The organism is Legionella septentrionalis (genome assembly GCF_003989745.1).
In the GTDB taxonomy this organism is placed as follows: Bacteria; Pseudomonadota; Gammaproteobacteria; order Legionellales; family Legionellaceae; genus Legionella_A; species Legionella_A septentrionalis.
This window is the reverse complement of the sequence record NZ_RZGS01000012.1, coordinates 20,322-36,742: the sequence shown is the minus strand read 5'-3', so window position 1 is coordinate 36,742 and position 16,421 is coordinate 20,322. Positions and strand designations below refer to the sequence as shown.

Here is a 16,421-nt window from a genome sequence, read left to right as displayed (position 1 = left end):
TTAAATGTCTAATTTTTCATGATGAGCTATAAAGCCAGGTTGTAATGTTTTTACAAGTTTTTTGTCAAATAACAATTCTTCCTTGCTCATCAAAATAGCCGCAATGGTCCTTTGAATTTCAGAAAGCACCTGATTTTTAACCTTTAAGTTAAGGCAGGTATCATCTTCTGCTTCAAGCGCTGCCAATTGCTGGACATAAGTTTGATGCATGGATGCATCTACTTTTTCGAGACTTAACAATTGTTGTTCAATGTATTTAAGCAGAGCTAATTTTCTGATTTTTCTAGCATTCAGCAGGCGTTGCTCCAAACGATCCATCATTTCTTTTAATTCTTGTGGGCTGTCACTGCAAGTAATGCGGATAATGCCATTGTCTTTTGGCAAACCAAAATAACTGAGTGGTGCAATCATTATCGAATCTTTAAAAAGCAAATAATAGGCAATGTCTTCCCCAGTTTGTACTTTACCTTTCTTTTGCAAAGCACGGAAAGTTTCTTCCGGCAATTCCAAACCAAATAAATCACTGAAGTCGCCCAATGCATAAAAGGTGGCTTCAACCTGGTACTCCGGATCAGCAACATTGGCTCCCATGTCATGCAAGCGTTCGATAACATAATCCACTTTTTTCTTATAAAAAGCAGACATTTTTTTATGTTCCTCAGCCTCAAAGTTAGCCATGGTTTGAGCATAAGCGATTTGTGCAGAACGAGGAGCGTGAACAAAATAACTGACGCTTCTATTAAGCAATTCGTTCATTAAGACAGGATCAAAAACCATCATAACGGCCATACGCTCGCCTGCTGCCGAAAAAGCTTTGGTTGCTGAACGCAAGATGATGGTTCTTTCTTTTAAATCAGGAGCCAGCTTGAGGAAAGAAGGCATGGGCTTATAACACATTTCTGCGTAAGCTTCATCAAAAATGATATGTAAATCAGGGTACTTACGTAGAACTTCAGCGATCTTCAGCATTTCTGCTTCATCGACAATATTTCCCAGAGGATTAGACGGGTTGCAAATTAAAACGGCCTTAGGTATACCGTTATCTAGTTCTGCCAGGCGATACGCTTCCCTGATGCTCGCTTCCAGCGCATGCGCTTTTATTTTGAATCCAGGCTCATTCATGACTTCCACAGGATGTAAGCGATGCACAGGATTATTGGCGTACGCACTATAATGAGGAAAAGGAGTAACAACACGATAACCAGGGATATCCGTATAACGAGCATTGAGGGTATCGAAGAGCATTCCTAACCCGGCGATACCTCCAACTGTAAATAAAATATTTTCTTTTGCAATATCTGCCGCATACCATTTGGACATGGCTTCTGCCATCAACTGCCTTGGTGGTGTATCACCGCGCGGATCACCGTAATCAATAGCAGGGTTTTCTTCCATTCCATCCACACTGTCAAACCATTGTTTGGCCAACTCATCCAATCTTTGCCAATAAGATAAATGAGATGAAATGGTATGTGTGCTAATCGGATAAGTGGGCTTACCAAGACCCGCAAAAATTAATTTCTTTGTTTTTGCCGATTCTTGCGAAATAACTTCTTCATTTAACGTGTTGGCCCACATGGCTAACAACATAACTTTTTCTATTTTGTGTGCAGATTGTCCATTTGGAGTTAACATAATAAAATCCCGTTAATGAGCAAATAATACGTTTTGTGGGCAAAAATTATACCTTTTTATACCTCCCTAAATCAAGTTAAATCATTTTTCAATCTGAGCAATATGAAGAAAATTGAAAAGAACCTATAATAATTGCGCAATGAAACTTGTTGAAAATAGGAAAAATTTTCACTGTTTACTATGCTTTTACTAACTAACCTGGAATTTTATTTAAAATAATGGACAAGCCTAAAACAGTTAAATCCACGCCGAAAACGGATACGCCCGGTTTAGAAAAAACAATTAATGAATTAAAAATAAAAATCGCCGAACAAGAATCCAAAATCACCCAATTGACCAATCTCATTAATATATTACCTGGCGATATTTATTGGAAAGATGTAGAGGGCATATGGGCCGGGGTTAACAAACGTTGCGTGCAGAGCTTATACCGCATGGGGTTTATTAAAAAAGGAATTGAATCGGAAGTGCTTGGCAAAACAGATTATCAATTATTCGATCCAAAAACTGCTCACGCATACCGGCAAAATGATCTGGAGGTGATGGAAAAAAAGATTGAGCTTACCCGCGAGGAAACAACTCAATTACCGACAGGCGAAAAAATAATATTGCTATCTACCAAAAGACCCTTCCAAGATAAAGAAGGCAAGGTAGTTGGGGTTGTTGGTAATACCATTGATATTTCCTATTTAAAAAAAATAGAAGCTGAATTGAAAGAGGCGACAAAAAAAGCAGAAGCCTCAAGCCTCGCCAAAACTGAATTTCTTGAAAATATGAGTCATGATATCCGCACCCCGTTATGTGGTGTCATCGGCATGGCCGACTTGTTACTAGAAAAAGCCCTGAATGAAGAGCAAAAGCAATATGCCGAATGGATCCATGATTGCAGTGAGCAATTATTAACTTTACTAAACAGTATTTTGGACATCGTGTCACTAGGGAATGCCCGTGAAGATGAAGTCAAGGAAACCACGTTTGATCTTTATCAATTTATCGAAGAATTAGTCCGCCTTGAAATGCCGACCATTAAAGTCAAAGGATTGGATTTAAAAGTCCAACTGGATCCTGCTGTACCCAGGTTTTTAACTACCGACCGCACGAAACTACACCGCATTTTATTAAACCTTTTAGGGAATGCCATTAAATTTACTGAAAAAGGTTATATAACCATTGAAGTTCTATTGCTGGAAACCCTGGATAATTCTGCTCGCGTACAATTTTCCGTAGCAGATACCGGCATTGGCATCCCCAAAAATCAGCAAAGCAAAGTATTTGATCGCTTCCATCGGGTTACTCCCTCCTATAAGGGTATTTATAAAGGCCATGGTCTCGGGCTACACATCGTGCAATCCTATGTGCAGCTGCTAGGAGGCAAAATTAGTTTAGTTAGCGAAGAAAACGTGGGAACGCGCTGTACTTTCATTCTGAACTTAAAATTTGATGTCCAAAAAAAGAGTACCTATGTTTCCCGATGGGATATACGGAAAAGTGCATCGCAAGCCACTGACATGGTTTCGGAAAAATCTCCCATCCAGAATCAGCAATTTATTGCAAATGCACCCAATCTGCTGCTGGTCGATGATAACCACATATCATTAAAGATGCTTGAATCCTTTGCCCTGAAGGCAGGATGTCGTTTCACTTCCACGCAAAGTGGCGAGAATGCACTGCAGCTTGCAAAAACCATGGAATTTGATTTAATCATTTCCGATATTGGCTTACCGGGTATTTCCGGGCAGGAATTCAGCCGCAAATTTCGCGATTGGGAAGCTTTACATAAAAAGAAACCGACACCCATCATAGGCTTAACCGCACATGCTGAAATTAAAACTCATCAAAAATGTCTTGATTTTGGCATGAACGGTGTCCTTAGCAAACCTATTAATATGGATACATTTTCCACTATTCTGAGCCGGTTTTTTCTAAAAGAAAAAAAACAAGATATTGAAAATAGTGGTTTTTCTGGAGAGCAAACGATATCTCATCACCACGATGAATTTTTCAGGCTTGAGCAATACCCATTGCTGGATCTCGAGGTCGCGCTGACCAATTTGGGCGATAAAGACATTTTGCGAAAGGCATTGCATCTCATGTTGTCTCAAGAAATTGATATGGATTTAATGAACTTGCAAAAAGCCTATGAACAAAATAATTGGGATGCCATTGGGAAAATTGCGCATAAAATAAAGGGAAGCGCTTTATATTGCGGCGCTGTACGTCTTAAATATGCTTGCCAATACCTTGAACATTCACAAAAGTCGGGAAATAAACCTATTCTAAATTCTCTTTATCAGCAGTTATTGCATGTGGTTAAGGTTACCTGTCAACAAATTGAAAATTGGCTAAGTAACCCAGCAAAATAGGCAATAAAAAGCCTACAAGTCATGTATACCATCAATATGTTTTATATATTGCTACAATGTGTTAGCATGCTGCAAAAATTGACACGGTTTCTGCAATGAAAAACAGTATTTATGAAATAACGCAAACTGCATTTCTACCCACACAATCTGTTGAAATAAATAAGGAAGATTTAGATATTGCAGTCACTCAATTGTACGAACAAATTCCCTGCTACTCGTATAATAGGACAGAACGCGAAACTTATAAAAAACAACTTTCCACTCTAATCGATGAGCTGGCAAAAGTCGTATTAGACTCCGCTGATCTGGTTTATCGTCTGGATGTAGAGGATATTAAAAATCAAATCGCCCTTTTGAAAATAAAATTAGCTGATACGAGCTATGTAGATGAGAATCCCCAGGTGCAAGCAGCTTATTTTTTAGCTTATAAAAAAAATCTGGAAACCATTTATTTTCTTATTCAAGATTGGGATATCAATAAAAAGCGTCAATTTGTTTTAAATTTGGGTGAGCGAGTCATGGTATGCGCAACTGGGGCTCATACTCAGTTGTGCGAAATAGTGTATGAATTAACACAAAAACCATCTGTCGCCACATGGCTCGCTGAATTAAGAAAAAATATAGTCAATGAGTTTGCAGAAACCTGGGTTGCAAAATATGCTATTCCTGACGGCAGCAGCATACATGTTCACTTTTTTTGTGCCGAGCATGCCAAGGCAAAAGGCTGGGAAATTCCAGGTCATGCAGAAATCAGGGGATATAGCGATGATCGTTTTAAACCCCGCTCGCTTAATGAAGGTACTAAAGGCGAATTAACTCGTTTTTTTGAAAGCCGTTATACGGCGAAAACCATAATAAATAACTTGATGGTTAATTTTAACTTGCTGTTAAAGCCATATTATGGAACCCAAATTACCCCTGAGGCAAATGAAAACATACAATCCATTTTACAACCTTTTATCGAGCATAATTTGTTGGATTTACAAGATATATATGAGTACAGAGAAAATGGCGATTGGCTCATTAAGGAAAACTTTAACCAACAGCTTCAGAAATTGATAGTCCCACTGCTCATAAAAGACGGCCTTATAACATCCAGCGTACCTTCACTCGTTACTGAACGAATGATCCCTATTTTGGAAGATGAAATAAAAAGGCTTGAGTTAAAATATAACGATGAGAAAAGGATTGAAATCTTAGAGCATACAAAAAAGTTTTTATACCAAACAATTTTTAATGATGCCATAGATCAAGCCGCTGCCATCAGCGATTACATACAGGAAGTCTATTTAAACCATAATCTTGATAAGTATAATACATTGCAAAAAATCGGGCTTGTTTTGCTAAATATACTGACGGTAGTGCCATTGGCTATTCCCGGGCTTATAAAATATGCAACGACTGGCACATTTTTCTTTAGTTTATGCGGGAAAACACATGATATGGTTGGCGATATTCACCAGGAAATTATTGCATGTACCGCATAAATAAATTTAAAACATGGCGGCCATCTCGGGGGTAAGTTCAGTAAATTGTTCTGCAGTAAAGCTGCACCTTTTTCTACCGGCAATCTCGGATCGTGTAAATTCTACGATGTGTTTATTCGCAATGCACTGCCACGTTTGCTGATTAAAAGCAAAATGTTTGTCTTTCTTTTTGAATACGTCAGGAGTAAATGCAGCGATATTTTTTCTTGCGCTTTTTGTTCTTGCTGAAAAATAAAGAAAGGCTTGCACCTGAGCCGAGCGCATGGAAGCACCTAACACTTGGCTGTAAGCATAAGTATCCTTCGCTGAAATTTGGGCACGATATTGATTAAAAGGCGCTACCGTCAAATCAATTCCTTTCTTGGTATCTAGTAATGCAGTAAAAGCTGTTAATAATACTTCGATATAACCAAGTTGCGCAGTCGTGTCATTTAAAAACATTAAACGGTAGTAAGCAACTTCCGCAAAAGCAGTTTCAAGCTCAAACGATCCATACCATAAAGAGGGTTCGAATGTGCGACCAAAGCGGGAGCCATATTTTAAAGGAGGATAGCGAAACGGCGTAAAAATTAAATAATCCTTATCCTTAGCTACATAAGGTTTGGTCTGTTCTATTAGCTCTTCAAGGATATCGTGCTCTTCCGGCGTATCAACCAAATCCCTGACGCTTAAAATATGTTGTGCTTCAACAACACGCCATGGCTCCGTCTGTATAGGCTGTAATTGTTTTTCACCTGCACATAACATCCAAATGTTCATATTTTTCCACGCATAGCATCTAAATAATTTACAACTGCAACCAAGCCGGCTATGGTTTTAATTTGTTCTAATGGTTTTTTATGAAAATAGTAATTGTCACTGCGCAGCCAAGCCTTGGCTTTTTCGTGATTGTTTCCTACCAATGCATTCAAACTACGATATAATCTTAACAATAAGAGAGCCATCTCTCCTTCTTTTGTATCCGCAGCTAGTTGTTTCTTGCCTTGATGCAAGCGTGTGGCGGTTGCTTCACTTATGCCGAGAATTTCACTTAACTCTTTGCCATTTAACCCATAAAAATTGGCCATTTTAAGGATAGCTTTGGTTAGTATAGCGTCCTGATTAGCACTGGCAGGGTTATTTATAGAGCTCGTTCTCATCGCTAGATCCCCTTATTTCATATGAAATTATAGTAAAATTAAATTTCACATGCAATTAAAAGTGGAGCTTGAGCACTCTCCTTTATCCGGTGTATCTTTTTGCCAAAGAGAAATTTTCTGCATGTAATGCATTTTTGCTGGGGTACACAAAGAATGCGCTTTATAGGCTGCCTTTACCGTTTGATCGCTGTAAAGCCAATCATGTTTTGCAAGCATGTCTGGCTCAGGGGTAGGCGAACGCAAGGCCCGCCCCTTTTCGGGAGGCTTAATTGCTGGAATGGCTTGAGCAGGCGTTATCTCCTGGAAATCTGCAGTAGAGAAAAATCGTTTAATGTTTACTTCTTCGCCATATTTTAAAAATTCCGCATTTTTTCTCGTCTTGTTTGGCCTTTGTGTGATATCAATTATGCGTGGATCCCAAGCATCAACTTCCCAAAGAGAAGGCTTAAGCTCTCCTTGCAATTTAATTTCAACCCGGTTGAACACATGATCAACTGTCTTGGATGCCACCAGGAAAATTACAGCTTGTGTTCCTGCCTGGGTGAGACGTCGCGTCAGTTCAACAGCTAAATAATAAGCACGTTCATAACAATTTCCAACGCCTGCTTTCTTAATAATTGCATGCCTTAAGGCATAATCATCCGCTTTGGTCTTAAAGAGTGCGGAACGCAACACTTTATCAATGAAATCATTTTTAATAGCATTATGAAATTGGATATAGCCACTTAACTGATTACCAGGAACAACATCTTGGCAAGTTTTATGGATTGCTTCATTACAAATTTCAATAAATTTTTCGCGAGTAATTTCTTGCATAAAGATAAACCCAAATGCCATATTATATGCAGTCAAATATTAAGACTGGATTAACAATAACTCCATAAGGATAATAAATGCACAATATAATTATTTATGGAGGCAGTTTTGACCCGATTCATAATGGTCATTTAAAAACCGCGCTGCAAGTACAAAATGAGTTTAATTTTGAATCTTTTATTTTTTTACCATGTAAAATCCCTTTATTAAAAGAGGCAACTAAAGCTTCTGCCAAACAGCGGATGCAAATGTTGCAACAGGCAGTATTCCCCTACCCCGCCTTTAAAGTTGATTTAAGAGAAATCGAACGTGAAGGGCCTTCGTATATGGTGGAGACTTTAAAAAGCTTCCGCAAGGAATGCGGTGAATGTACCGCTATTAATTTACTGGTGGGAATGGATACTTTTTTACAGCTTCCACAATGGTATCAATGGCAAAAAATTATTGGACTTGCCAATATTCTGGTAATGGAGCGCCCCACAGATACAATTGAAAATAGTCCAGATGCATTAAAAAAAGTGCTGCAAAAACACCAAACCTTAAACAAAAAAGATTTATTAAATTGCGCTGCAGGAAAAATTTATCTTTATAATGCGGGGTTCTATCCCGTTTCATCATCTTGGCTGCGCGAACAAATCAAGAAAGGCAATGATGTGAGCAGTTACCTTCCTGGCGGAATAGCGGAATACATTAAGGCGCAGGGGTTATATCAATAATTTCTTTGTCATCGCCATCAAAGACTTTGACCTGCTTGATAAACTCGGGCACAAATTGAGATATCCAGTTTACCACCGGATCAAATTTGGCATATAACAATGATTGCCGAGTATAAGTCTCAAACGGTATCGACGTCATTTTTATTACCAAAGCAATTAAGGCCACAATAAACACACCGCGCACTACACCAAACCCCATGCCGAGAATGCGGTCGGTACCGCTAAGGCCAGAGCGATTCAAAATAAAACTCAGCAAAGCATTAAATAAACCACCTGCAATTAAGGCAGTAAGAAATATTGCAATCACAGCGGCAACTGTTCGTATACTTTTCTCATGTAAATATGGTTGCAGCCAAAGCTCAACCTGCGGAGAGTAGCGAAAAGAAAGCCAAATTGCGACGACCCAGACACACAAGGCGATTAACTCTTTTACAAACCCGCGGAATAATCCGGTGACGGCGGATAAGCCAATGGCGCCTATAATAAAATAGTCTACCCAATTTCCAACCATCTTTAGCTAACCCCTGTTTTTACAATAAAGCCATTTAAACGCATGCTTTCAGCCAATTGTTTTTGTAAATTTATCGCTTCATCTTTTTGCTTCATTTGCCCGACGATCACTTTATAAAAATCGCCATTTTTACCTGCAAACTTACTATAGCTGGCTTTATAACCTTTGCTGCGCAGACGCTCCACCAAGGATTGGGCATTGCTTTTTTGTGTAAAAGAAGCAATTTGTACTCCATAGACACCCTTAAGAACTACCTCTTTTTTAGCGACAGGCAGCAAAGCAGGTTTTTTCGCAACCTGGGCTATGGCTGGCTTTGTGAAAGAATCTGCTTTAGCCAGTGCAGGAGTTCGATTGCTGGCTGCAGGAACGATGCTAAGCGGCTCGGCTTTTGCAGTTTGCGGTATACGCGCTATCTCACTGGCATTTGAAATATCCACATGCGCCACTTTGACTGATTGAAACATAGCATGTTCATCAGGAACCGCCACTTTAGGTGCCGTTGGTTTCTCAGGCAAACGAATGGATACGCTGACTTTGTCATCAAAACGATAATTGGATTGTTTCATAAGGGCAGGCAAAAAAACGGCTGCAACAGAAATAATGACAACTGCACCAATTAATCGATGCTTGAGCCGCTCATCCAATGCAAATTTCATCTAGCTTCTCCTATGGTTATTCTGTTGCGTGCAGTTAATCGGGTGTGAGCTTGTTTTTAATTTATCCCAAATGGGGCCAACCGTATGGAAAGAGCCATACACAACAATGACATCCTCAACCCCGGCTTGCTCATAAATGGCTTGATAAGCTTTGCAAGGATGCTCATAGCACTTAGGTTCATACGCAATTATTTTGCGAAATGCATGGTTAAGCATCTTAACATCAGCCGCGCGTTTATTCTGCAGTAGAGCCGGATACCATGCTTTTATTAAAAGACGCATAGGCTCAATTAAACCGCAAAGATCTTTATCTTTCAATGCTGAAAATACAGCATATACATTTCTACCCTGTGCATATTTTGCAACAAAACCGGCTAATAAATCAACAGATTGTGAATTATGTGCCACATCCAGAATGACAGTCGCTTTGTTTTTTATAATCTGTTGCCTGCAAGGAATAAATACATTTTGCATGGCATCGTAAAGATTGGCATCCTCTACAGGCAAACGCTCATGCAGGCAGCGAACTGCCATTATTGCTGCTGCGGCCGCTTTTAAATTAATGCCAGGTACTGGCAATAATGGAAGGCATTGCAAACCTTGGTGGATTTGAAACGATCGGTCTATTTCTTCGAAACGATAATCCAAATTTAAAAAACAGCTTATTGTATGTTGCCGCTTAGCTTCCTCGATGACACTGCTTGGCGGGTTATCATCAGCATAGATGAAAAATTTGTTTTTTCTTAAAATACCTGCTTTTTCATAACCAATTTGTTCCAAGGTATCGCCTAAATATTCGCAATGATCCCAAGCTATGGTGGTAATGATTGCTAAATCAGCATCCACGACATTGGTAGCATCCGCCCGTCCCCCCATACCGACTTCAAGGATAATAAGATCCAAACCGGATTGCTTAAAGTGCAAAAGGGCAGCCAAAGTCGCCACTTCAAAATAAGTAAGGTGGATATTTCCTCGCGCTTGTTCAATAACAGAAAATGCTGCACACAAATCCTCATCTGAAATTGCCTGTTGATTGACTCGTATGCGTTCGTTAAACATCAAGAGGTGTGGAGAAGTATAAACTCCAGTCCGATACCCGGCGCTGCCATAAATGGCTTCCAAAGCGGCGACAGTGGAACCTTTGCCGTTAGTGCCTGCAACAGTAATAACCGGGACAGTAAAGCGATGAAGATCCAACTTTCTGGCAACATTTAAAACACGTGCCAAACCTAACTGGATCTCTTGCTGATGGCGCTCCTCAAGATATAGCAGCCAATCAGCAAGGGTATAATGGACGAAATTATTCATTTCCTGAATAAAGGGTTTGCTGGGTCAATTTAGCGACCAATTCTCCAATTGTATTACGCAATGCCTTACGCTCTACAATCATATCTACATGCCCATGTTCCAATAAAAATTCACTGCGCTGGAACCCTTCAGGCAATGTTTGCCGTACTGTCTGTTCAATGACTCTGGGGCCGGCAAAGCCAATAAGGGCATTGGGTTCTGCAATGATGATGTCCCCAAGACTAGCAAAGCTTGCCGATACACCGCCCATAGTTGGATCGGTCAAGATCACAATGAAAGGCAAGCCAGTTTCTGCGTAACGCGCCAGAGCCGCTGAAGTTTTTGCCATTTGCATGAGAGAAAATAAGCCTTCCTGCATTCTTGCGCCTCCGCTGGCTGTAAAACAGATATAAGGACGCTTTTCAGCTGTGGCTAAAGTCACGGCACGAACAAATTTTTCCCCTACGGTGGCTCCCATGGAGCCCCCCATAAAATTAAATTCAAAAGCACTGGCAACAACGCGCTGTTGCAATAAGGTACCTTTTAAAACCACCAAAGCTTCTTTTTCGCCGGTACTTTTTTGCGCTTGGCTGATGCGATCTTTATATTTTTTTGAATCGCGGAATTTCAAACGGTCGATAGGCTCCAGGTTTGCTGCAATTTCTTCCCAACCGGTTTCATCCAAAAATTGAGCCAAGCGATCGCGGGCAGATAAGCGGTGATGATGGTTACATTTCGGACAAACGGAAAGGTTTTTTTCAAGTTCCGTACGATAGAGGACTTCATTGCACCCTGCGCACTTAACCCATAAACCTTCAGGCACACCCTTCTTTTGTGAGGTTTCTGTTCTAATTTTTGAAGGCAACAATTTCTTTAGCCAACTCATAGCATAAATCCGTACTAGTCAAGAAAACACAATATTATATCCTGAAAATTATAGAAGAGCTTGTTTTTTACTTGGCAATGGCATTTTTTATTAAGTTTTTTGCAACATTGCCGTTAACCCATTAAAGAGAATGGCCTGGGAGGTTGCTATGAAACTGTTAGCTGCAGCGATAGCTGTTCTATCCCTCTTTTTAGCCCAACATGCTCTAGGCGCATCCCAACAACGTTTCGGGGAAACACTTTGTTCATCTGAAGATTATTTCTGCATCAAAGTAAAATCGGGAGAAACTTGGGAAATGCTATTCCCCAACATTGAAGAACGCGACATTGTGAAACGAATTAACCGCATGAATATTGGCTTGCGTAAGGGAATGACCATTGCAGTACCCAAGAATATTGATCGCCTCACCATTTATGATGTATCCCCTTTTCCCCGCTACATTGAATCCGACGGTGAAAAAACAATTTTCGTCAGCCAAAAACAGCTGGCATGGGGGGCCTACGATGAACAGGGAGAATTGGTTTGGTGGGGGCCTCTCTCTTCTGGTTCCGGTACTTGCCGGAACATAGAGGGAAATTGCAAAACTCCCTCAGGCTCTTTCCGGGTCATTAGAAAACAAGATATAAGCTGTATTTCTACCACTTTTCCAATGCGTGCGGATGGTAACAATGGCGGAGCGGAAATGCCTTATTGCATGCATTTTTTCCGCGGTTATGCGTTACACGGCAGCGATACCGTTCCTGGATACCGGGCCAGTCATGGCTGCGTACGTATGTTTGTTGAAGACGCACGCTGGTTGAATGAGGAATTTGTTGAAGTCCCTGAAGATGGAGTGAGGGGAACCCGGGTAATTGTCGAATCCGTAGAGGGTTGATTTATATCTTGCCTGCTATTGCAATAAAGAAAAAGCTCCCGTCACTCCATGCTGTGCCAATGCTTTTTTCAGTACCTCAGTCATTCTCTTGTCAGCAAATGGACCGACTTTTACCACAAAAAACTGCTGATATTTTTCGATAAATACAGGGGACGGAGTCAGTTTGGCAAGTTTGCCACGCAATGCCTGCGCCAAACTTTGGGAAGAGAAGGCTCCGGCTTGTACATAATAGTGAGCAGCATGCGGGCCGTGGGTGGTCAATGCTTCAATTTCCACCCGGGCAGTACCAGTAGGCCAAACCCCCAGTTTTACTGCAGCGCCATAAGATAAGTCTATGATGCGGTCTTTGTGAAAAGGGCCCCTATCGTTTACCTTGACGATAGCTTCCCGTCCATTTTCCAGATTTTTAACTCTTACATAGGTAGGCAAGGGTAGTGTTTTATGGGCGGCAGTCAATTCATATAAATCATAATCTTCGCCGCTTGAAGTACGCTTTTGATGAAACTTTGTGCCATACCATGAAGCCAGCCCACGGGCTCGATAGCCGCTGGAAGATGTCATGACTTCATAAGTTTTACCATTTACGTGATACGCAGCCGGATTGCCGTAGCGGCTTAGAGGTTCAGAGATGGGGACTATTTTTTTAAAAGAAACAGGCAAGGGCCCGGCAGGTGCCCCATCTTTACTGGGCTCAGAAGACTTTTTCGGCGGCAGTTTTGGGGGGATACTTTTTTTCGCCGGAGTTTTATCAAGAACTCGAGCGGTAAAAACCATTTTCTTTTTAGGCGGATCTTGCCGTACCAAAGCACTTTGCTGACAGCCTGCCAGCAACAATGTTCCTGCAATTAACCATACAAGCCACATAATCTGTTCTGAGAAATAGTTCGGATTGCTAAATATATACTTAAAATTACCCTGTTGTCATTTGGTTGGCGGGCAAATGCTGTGATAAGATAAATTCAATTTTTTTATACTGGATAACAACATGAACAAACAAGCCTTTTTTTTACCAAATTTTTTGTTATTCATTACCTTGCTGGTAAAAGCTGGCACATTTTATGCCGCTGAACCAGCTGCACCTTCGGGCATTATCCCCCCCTCTCCTGTTACCAATAACAATCCTCTAATTACTCCCGCCCCTCCGGTTTTAAATGCCAAAGCATATATTCTGATTGATGCAGACAGCGGTAAGATTATTGCTGAAAAAAACAGCAATGAAAAACTACCTCCTGCAAGCCTTACCAAAATGATGACCTTGTACGTGGTCTCAAGCGCATTGCAAAACCAGCAAATCCGCTTAACAGATAGCGTACGAATTAGCGAGCGAGCATGGAAAACCGGCGGTTCCCGCATGTTTGTCAAAGAAGGTCAGCAAGTCAATGTGGAAGATTTATTAAAAGGCATCATCGTGGACTCCGGGAATGACGCCTGTGTTGCCATGGCCGAACATTTGGGCGGCAGTGAAAATGCATTTGCTGATATCATGAATCAGCAGGCCCGTAATCTTGGCATGCAAAACAGCCATTTCACTGACAGCACCGGGTTGCCCGATGCAGAGCTTTATACCACAGCTCAAGATTTAGCTATTTTAGGGCGTGCACTGGTTAAGAATTTTCCGCAATACTACCACTGGTATAAACAAAAATGGTTTACCTTTAACGGCATACGTCAGCCTAACCGCAACCGTTTATTATGGCGTGATAATCAGGTTGATGGCATTAAAACAGGCCATACGCAGGACGCAGGTTTTTGCCTGGTTTCTTCTGCGAAACGCAATAACATGCGCCTGATTGCGGTCGTAATGGGTTCGCCAACAGAAACCGCGCGTGCCGATGACAGCGAACGTTTATTGAACTATGGTTTCCGTTTTTTTGAAACGCATGAGTTATATAAAGCAGGCAAGCCAATTACTGAACTTGCTTTATATAAAGGCAAAGCGAAAACTATTCCTGTAGGTTTACAAGAAGATGAATTTGTAACAATCCCAAGCGGGCAATATCAGCGCTTAACCATCAATACAAAAATCCCTAAACTGCTACAGGCTCCTATTAATAAAGGAGAGCAAATTGGGGAATTGTTGGTGCAATTTGATAATAACATCATTGCTACCAAGCCCTTGTATGCTCTGGAAAGCGTTCCTAAAGGTGGTTTTTTTACCTGTATTAAGGATGGCATCCGTTTAACATTCAGACGCTGGTTTGGTTCTTAACTACGGCCAGCGCCAATGCAACGCATGGTCTATTTAAATGGCGAATTTATAAAAGCCGAAGATGCAAAAATCTCCATTTTTGATCGCGGCTTTTTATTTGCTGATAGCGTTTATGAAGTTATTCCGGTTTATAAGGGAAACGCTTATTTTATCGATCGCCATTTAAGCAGGCTTCAGGCAAGCTTGGCGGCCATAAAAATGACCATGCCCAATCTTGATTTCCCTTCTTTATTCCAGGAATTGGTGACACTGAATAACAGCGGCGATATGCAGATCTACCTGCAAATTACCCGCGGCACTCAAAACAAGCGTACCCATGATATTCCCAATAATCTAACCCCGACTGTAGTTTTATTCACCATACATAATTCCTATCCCAGCTTTGCTGACAAAAAAAAAGGATTGCGCGCAAAACTTGTGGAAGATAATCGCTGGTTGCGTTGTAATATAAAAACGACGTCCATGCTGGCCAATATTCTTCTTAACGACGAAGCGGTTGTTTCCGGCGCTAATACAGCCTTATTAATTCGGGACGGATTTTTAACCGAAGGCAGTGCAAGCAACGTGTTTATGGTGGATAAAGCGGGAGTAATTCACACGCCGCCACAAACGAATTTATGCTTGCCTGGAATAACTCGTCAGCTCACTATCGAGTTAATTACTGCGCTGCACATGCCTTTTAAGGAAAGCATGATTAGCAAAAGCAATCTGTTGGACGCACAAGAAGTGTGGATTACCAGCACTACCAAGGAAATTTACCCCATAACCCAATTGGATGATAAACCAGTTGGCGAGGGTAAGGGCGGAAAATATTGGGAAATACTGGATAATCAATATCAAAATCTGATTAAAACCTTATAACAAGCTATTATTAATTAAAAAAATTTATACAGTATTTTAGGATGAGGCTTATTTATAATGACTGAGCAAACGCTGATGAAATTCCCCTGTAATTTTCAAATTAAAATTATAGGAAAAAATGATGAGAAATTTACTGCTGAAATTATGGATATCGCCCGTAGGCACTATCCTTCGCTTAAAGACAGTGAAATGAAGGCACAGCCCAGCCAACAAGGGAATTATTTAGCGATCAGCATCATCGTCTATGCCGAAGATCAGTCCACTCTCGACGCACTATACATAGAATTAACCCAGCACCCTGATATAAAGATGGTGCTTTGAATGATAGCTATCCGCCACCTCGACGTACAGCCTTATGAAACCGTGTGGGAAGAAATGAAAAAATTCACCACTCTGCGTATGGAGCAGACGGATGATGAGCTTTGGCTATTACAACATCCCCCGGTTTATACGCAGGGGCAAGCGGGTAAACCGGAGCACATCCTCAATCCTCAGGGGATCCCGATTGTACAAAGCGACCGTGGTGGGCAAGTAACTTACCATGGCCCGGGGCAATTGGTTGCCTATGTACTTATGGATCTGCGCCGGCGCAAAATTGGGATTAGAACTTTAGTGACACAATTGGAGCAAGTTCTCATTTTATTGCTAAAGAAATGGCAAATTTCAGCCGCTACCCGCTGTGGTGCTCCAGGCGTTTACGTTGATAATAAAAAAATTGCATCCATTGGCTTGCGTGTAAAAAATGGCTGCACTTATCACGGTATTGCATTAAACGTGGCTATGGATTTAAATCCTTTCCATGGAATCAATCCTTGTGGATATGCAAAGCTGGAGATGACTCAAATGCGAGATTTTGTTCCGAATATTAATATAGAGCAGGTTAATCAGCAGTTTGTTCAAGAATTCTTAACTTTATTTGAACGCTAATATTATGCAATTTCTAACGGATTATTTGCAGCCCTTACACACTTGGTTATATAC

At 40.9% G+C, this 16,421-nt stretch carries 17 protein-coding genes; 8 read left to right on the top strand and 9 right to left on the bottom strand.

Annotated elements, in window-relative coordinates; genetic code table 11:
* Positions 1 to 1,635 carry a pyridoxal phosphate-dependent aminotransferase gene (locus ELY11_RS05920; RefSeq protein ID WP_126954831.1) on the bottom strand — a complete coding sequence of 545 codons (1,635 nt, stop codon included), beginning with the start codon at positions 1,633 to 1,635 and terminating at the stop codon, positions 1 to 3.
* A 218-nt stretch (positions 1,636 to 1,853) separates the two neighbouring features.
* On the opposite strand from ELY11_RS05920, the gene ELY11_RS05915 reads away from it, so the two are divergent.
* Both ELY11_RS05915 and ELY11_RS05910 read left to right on the top strand, forming a co-directional pair.
* Positions 1,854 to 3,998 carry an ATP-binding protein gene (locus ELY11_RS05915; protein WP_127032694.1) on the top strand — a complete coding sequence of 715 codons (2,145 nt, stop codon included), beginning with the start codon at positions 1,854 to 1,856 and terminating at the stop codon, positions 3,996 to 3,998.
* A gap of 95 nt (positions 3,999 to 4,093) precedes the next feature.
* Positions 4,094 to 5,485, top strand: a complete 1,392-nt coding sequence (locus ELY11_RS05910) for a hypothetical protein (protein WP_127032693.1) — start codon at positions 4,094 to 4,096, stop codon at positions 5,483 to 5,485.
* A gap of 6 nt (positions 5,486 to 5,491) precedes the next feature.
* Here ELY11_RS05910 and ELY11_RS05905 read toward each other — a convergent pair whose 3' ends face one another.
* From ELY11_RS05905 to ELY11_RS05895, 3 genes are read right to left on the bottom strand one after another with little or no spacing between them, the layout of a single operon-like run.
* The gene (locus tag ELY11_RS05905) at positions 5,492 to 6,244 is read right to left on the bottom strand and encodes an RES family NAD+ phosphorylase (protein WP_127032692.1); all 753 of its coding nucleotides are present in this window, start codon (positions 6,242 to 6,244) and stop codon (positions 5,492 to 5,494) included.
* Positions 6,241 to 6,624 carry an antitoxin Xre/MbcA/ParS toxin-binding domain-containing protein gene (locus tag ELY11_RS05900; protein WP_127032691.1) on the bottom strand — a complete coding sequence of 128 codons (384 nt, stop codon included), beginning with the start codon at positions 6,622 to 6,624 and terminating at the stop codon, positions 6,241 to 6,243. Before ELY11_RS05900 ends, ELY11_RS05905 begins: the two co-directional genes overlap by 4 nt.
* Positions 6,625 to 6,669: 45 nt before the next feature.
* Positions 6,670 to 7,440, bottom strand: a complete 771-nt coding sequence (locus tag ELY11_RS05895) for a hypothetical protein (RefSeq protein WP_126954933.1) — start codon at positions 7,438 to 7,440, stop codon at positions 6,670 to 6,672.
* A 77-nt stretch (positions 7,441 to 7,517) separates the two neighbouring features.
* Between ELY11_RS05895 and nadD the strand changes: the two genes are divergently transcribed.
* Positions 7,518 to 8,156, top strand: a complete 639-nt coding sequence (gene nadD / locus ELY11_RS05890) for a nicotinate-nucleotide adenylyltransferase (protein ID WP_126954932.1) — start codon at positions 7,518 to 7,520, stop codon at positions 8,154 to 8,156.
* Here the strand turns inward: nadD and ELY11_RS05885 are convergent.
* Genes ELY11_RS05885 through accD form a run of 4 tightly spaced genes read right to left on the bottom strand, consistent with a single transcriptional unit; the run spans position 8,131 to position 11,496 of the window.
* Positions 8,131 to 8,667, bottom strand: coding sequence for a CvpA family protein (locus tag ELY11_RS05885; protein WP_127032690.1), 537 nt, complete (start codon positions 8,665 to 8,667; stop codon positions 8,131 to 8,133). The two genes, nadD and ELY11_RS05885, sit on opposite strands and share 26 nt — an antisense overlap.
* A 2-nt stretch (positions 8,668 to 8,669) precedes the next feature.
* The gene (locus ELY11_RS05880) at positions 8,670 to 9,323 is read right to left on the bottom strand and encodes an SPOR domain-containing protein (protein WP_126954930.1); all 654 of its coding nucleotides are present in this window, start codon (positions 9,321 to 9,323) and stop codon (positions 8,670 to 8,672) included.
* Positions 9,324 to 10,631 (bottom strand): bifunctional tetrahydrofolate synthase/dihydrofolate synthase, encoded by a 1,308-nt coding sequence (gene folC, locus ELY11_RS05875; protein WP_126954929.1) that lies wholly within the window; start codon positions 10,629 to 10,631, stop codon positions 9,324 to 9,326. It lies immediately after the preceding gene.
* Positions 10,624 to 11,496 (bottom strand): acetyl-CoA carboxylase, carboxyltransferase subunit beta, encoded by an 873-nt coding sequence (gene accD, locus ELY11_RS05870; protein ID WP_126954928.1) that lies wholly within the window; start codon positions 11,494 to 11,496, stop codon positions 10,624 to 10,626. The genes folC and accD overlap by 8 nt, the downstream gene beginning before the upstream one ends.
* 148 nt (positions 11,497 to 11,644) lie before the next feature.
* Here accD and ELY11_RS05865 point away from each other — a divergent pair, with 148 nt between their 5' ends.
* Positions 11,645 to 12,370, top strand: a complete 726-nt coding sequence (locus ELY11_RS05865; protein WP_127032689.1) for a L,D-transpeptidase — start codon at positions 11,645 to 11,647, stop codon at positions 12,368 to 12,370.
* 15 nt (positions 12,371 to 12,385) lie between these two features.
* Here ELY11_RS05865 and ELY11_RS05860 read toward each other — a convergent pair whose 3' ends face one another.
* Entirely contained in the window at positions 12,386 to 13,234 is an 849-nt protein-coding gene (locus tag ELY11_RS05860) for a septal ring lytic transglycosylase RlpA family protein (RefSeq protein ID WP_199741513.1), read from the bottom strand.
* Between the two features lie 121 nt (positions 13,235 to 13,355).
* Here ELY11_RS05860 and ELY11_RS05855 point away from each other — a divergent pair, with 121 nt between their 5' ends.
* Genes ELY11_RS05855 through lipB form a run of 4 tightly spaced genes read left to right on the top strand, consistent with a single transcriptional unit; the run spans position 13,356 to position 16,367 of the window.
* The gene (locus ELY11_RS05855) at positions 13,356 to 14,579 is read left to right on the top strand and encodes a D-alanyl-D-alanine carboxypeptidase family protein (protein ID WP_126954926.1); all 1,224 of its coding nucleotides are present in this window, start codon (positions 13,356 to 13,358) and stop codon (positions 14,577 to 14,579) included.
* A 15-nt stretch (positions 14,580 to 14,594) separates the two neighbouring features.
* Positions 14,595 to 15,440 (top strand): D-amino acid aminotransferase, encoded by an 846-nt coding sequence (locus ELY11_RS05850; protein WP_233579711.1) that lies wholly within the window; start codon positions 14,595 to 14,597, stop codon positions 15,438 to 15,440.
* A gap of 57 nt (positions 15,441 to 15,497) precedes the next feature.
* The gene (locus ELY11_RS12495) at positions 15,498 to 15,761 is read left to right on the top strand and encodes an HP0495 family protein (protein ID WP_127111315.1); all 264 of its coding nucleotides are present in this window, start codon (positions 15,498 to 15,500) and stop codon (positions 15,759 to 15,761) included.
* Positions 15,762 to 16,367 carry a lipoyl(octanoyl) transferase LipB gene (lipB, locus tag ELY11_RS05845; RefSeq protein ID WP_256478731.1) on the top strand — a complete coding sequence of 202 codons (606 nt, stop codon included), beginning with the start codon at positions 15,762 to 15,764 and terminating at the stop codon, positions 16,365 to 16,367.
* The last annotated feature ends 54 nt before the right edge of the window (positions 16,368 to 16,421 follow it).

What these genes read in the sequence shown, in the direction of transcription:
- folC (WP_126954929.1), bottom strand. Translation starts at nt 10,631, where the DNA reads ATGAATAATTTCGTCCATTATACCCTTGCTGATTGGCTGCTATATCTT.
- ELY11_RS05850 (WP_233579711.1), top strand. Translation starts at nt 14,595, where the DNA reads ATGCAACGCATGGTCTATTTAAATGGCGAATTTATAAAAGCCGAAGAT.
- ELY11_RS05880 (WP_126954930.1), bottom strand. Translation starts at nt 9,323, where the DNA reads ATGAAATTTGCATTGGATGAGCGGCTCAAGCATCGATTAATTGGTGCA.
- ELY11_RS05905 (WP_127032692.1), bottom strand. Translation starts at nt 6,244, where the DNA reads ATGAACATTTGGATGTTATGTGCAGGTGAAAAACAATTACAGCCTATA.
- ELY11_RS05885 (WP_127032690.1), bottom strand. Translation starts at nt 8,667, where the DNA reads ATGGTTGGAAATTGGGTAGACTATTTTATTATAGGCGCCATTGGCTTA.
- ELY11_RS05865 (WP_127032689.1), top strand. Translation starts at nt 11,645, where the DNA reads ATGAAACTGTTAGCTGCAGCGATAGCTGTTCTATCCCTCTTTTTAGCC.
- nadD (WP_126954932.1), top strand. Translation starts at nt 7,518, where the DNA reads ATGCACAATATAATTATTTATGGAGGCAGTTTTGACCCGATTCATAAT.
- ELY11_RS12495 (WP_127111315.1), top strand. Translation starts at nt 15,498, where the DNA reads ATGACTGAGCAAACGCTGATGAAATTCCCCTGTAATTTTCAAATTAAA.
- lipB (WP_256478731.1), top strand. Translation starts at nt 15,762, where the DNA reads ATGATAGCTATCCGCCACCTCGACGTACAGCCTTATGAAACCGTGTGG.
- accD (WP_126954928.1), bottom strand. Translation starts at nt 11,496, where the DNA reads ATGAGTTGGCTAAAGAAATTGTTGCCTTCAAAAATTAGAACAGAAACC.
- ELY11_RS05895 (WP_126954933.1), bottom strand. Translation starts at nt 7,440, where the DNA reads ATGCAAGAAATTACTCGCGAAAAATTTATTGAAATTTGTAATGAAGCA.
- ELY11_RS05920 (WP_126954831.1), bottom strand. Translation starts at nt 1,635, where the DNA reads ATGTTAACTCCAAATGGACAATCTGCACACAAAATAGAAAAAGTTATG.
- ELY11_RS05915 (WP_127032694.1), top strand. Translation starts at nt 1,854, where the DNA reads ATGGACAAGCCTAAAACAGTTAAATCCACGCCGAAAACGGATACGCCC.
- ELY11_RS05860 (WP_199741513.1), bottom strand. Translation starts at nt 13,234, where the DNA reads ATGTGGCTTGTATGGTTAATTGCAGGAACATTGTTGCTGGCAGGCTGT.
- ELY11_RS05855 (WP_126954926.1), top strand. Translation starts at nt 13,356, where the DNA reads ATGAACAAACAAGCCTTTTTTTTACCAAATTTTTTGTTATTCATTACC.
- ELY11_RS05910 (WP_127032693.1), top strand. Translation starts at nt 4,094, where the DNA reads ATGAAAAACAGTATTTATGAAATAACGCAAACTGCATTTCTACCCACA.
- ELY11_RS05900 (WP_127032691.1), bottom strand. Translation starts at nt 6,624, where the DNA reads ATGAGAACGAGCTCTATAAATAACCCTGCCAGTGCTAATCAGGACGCT.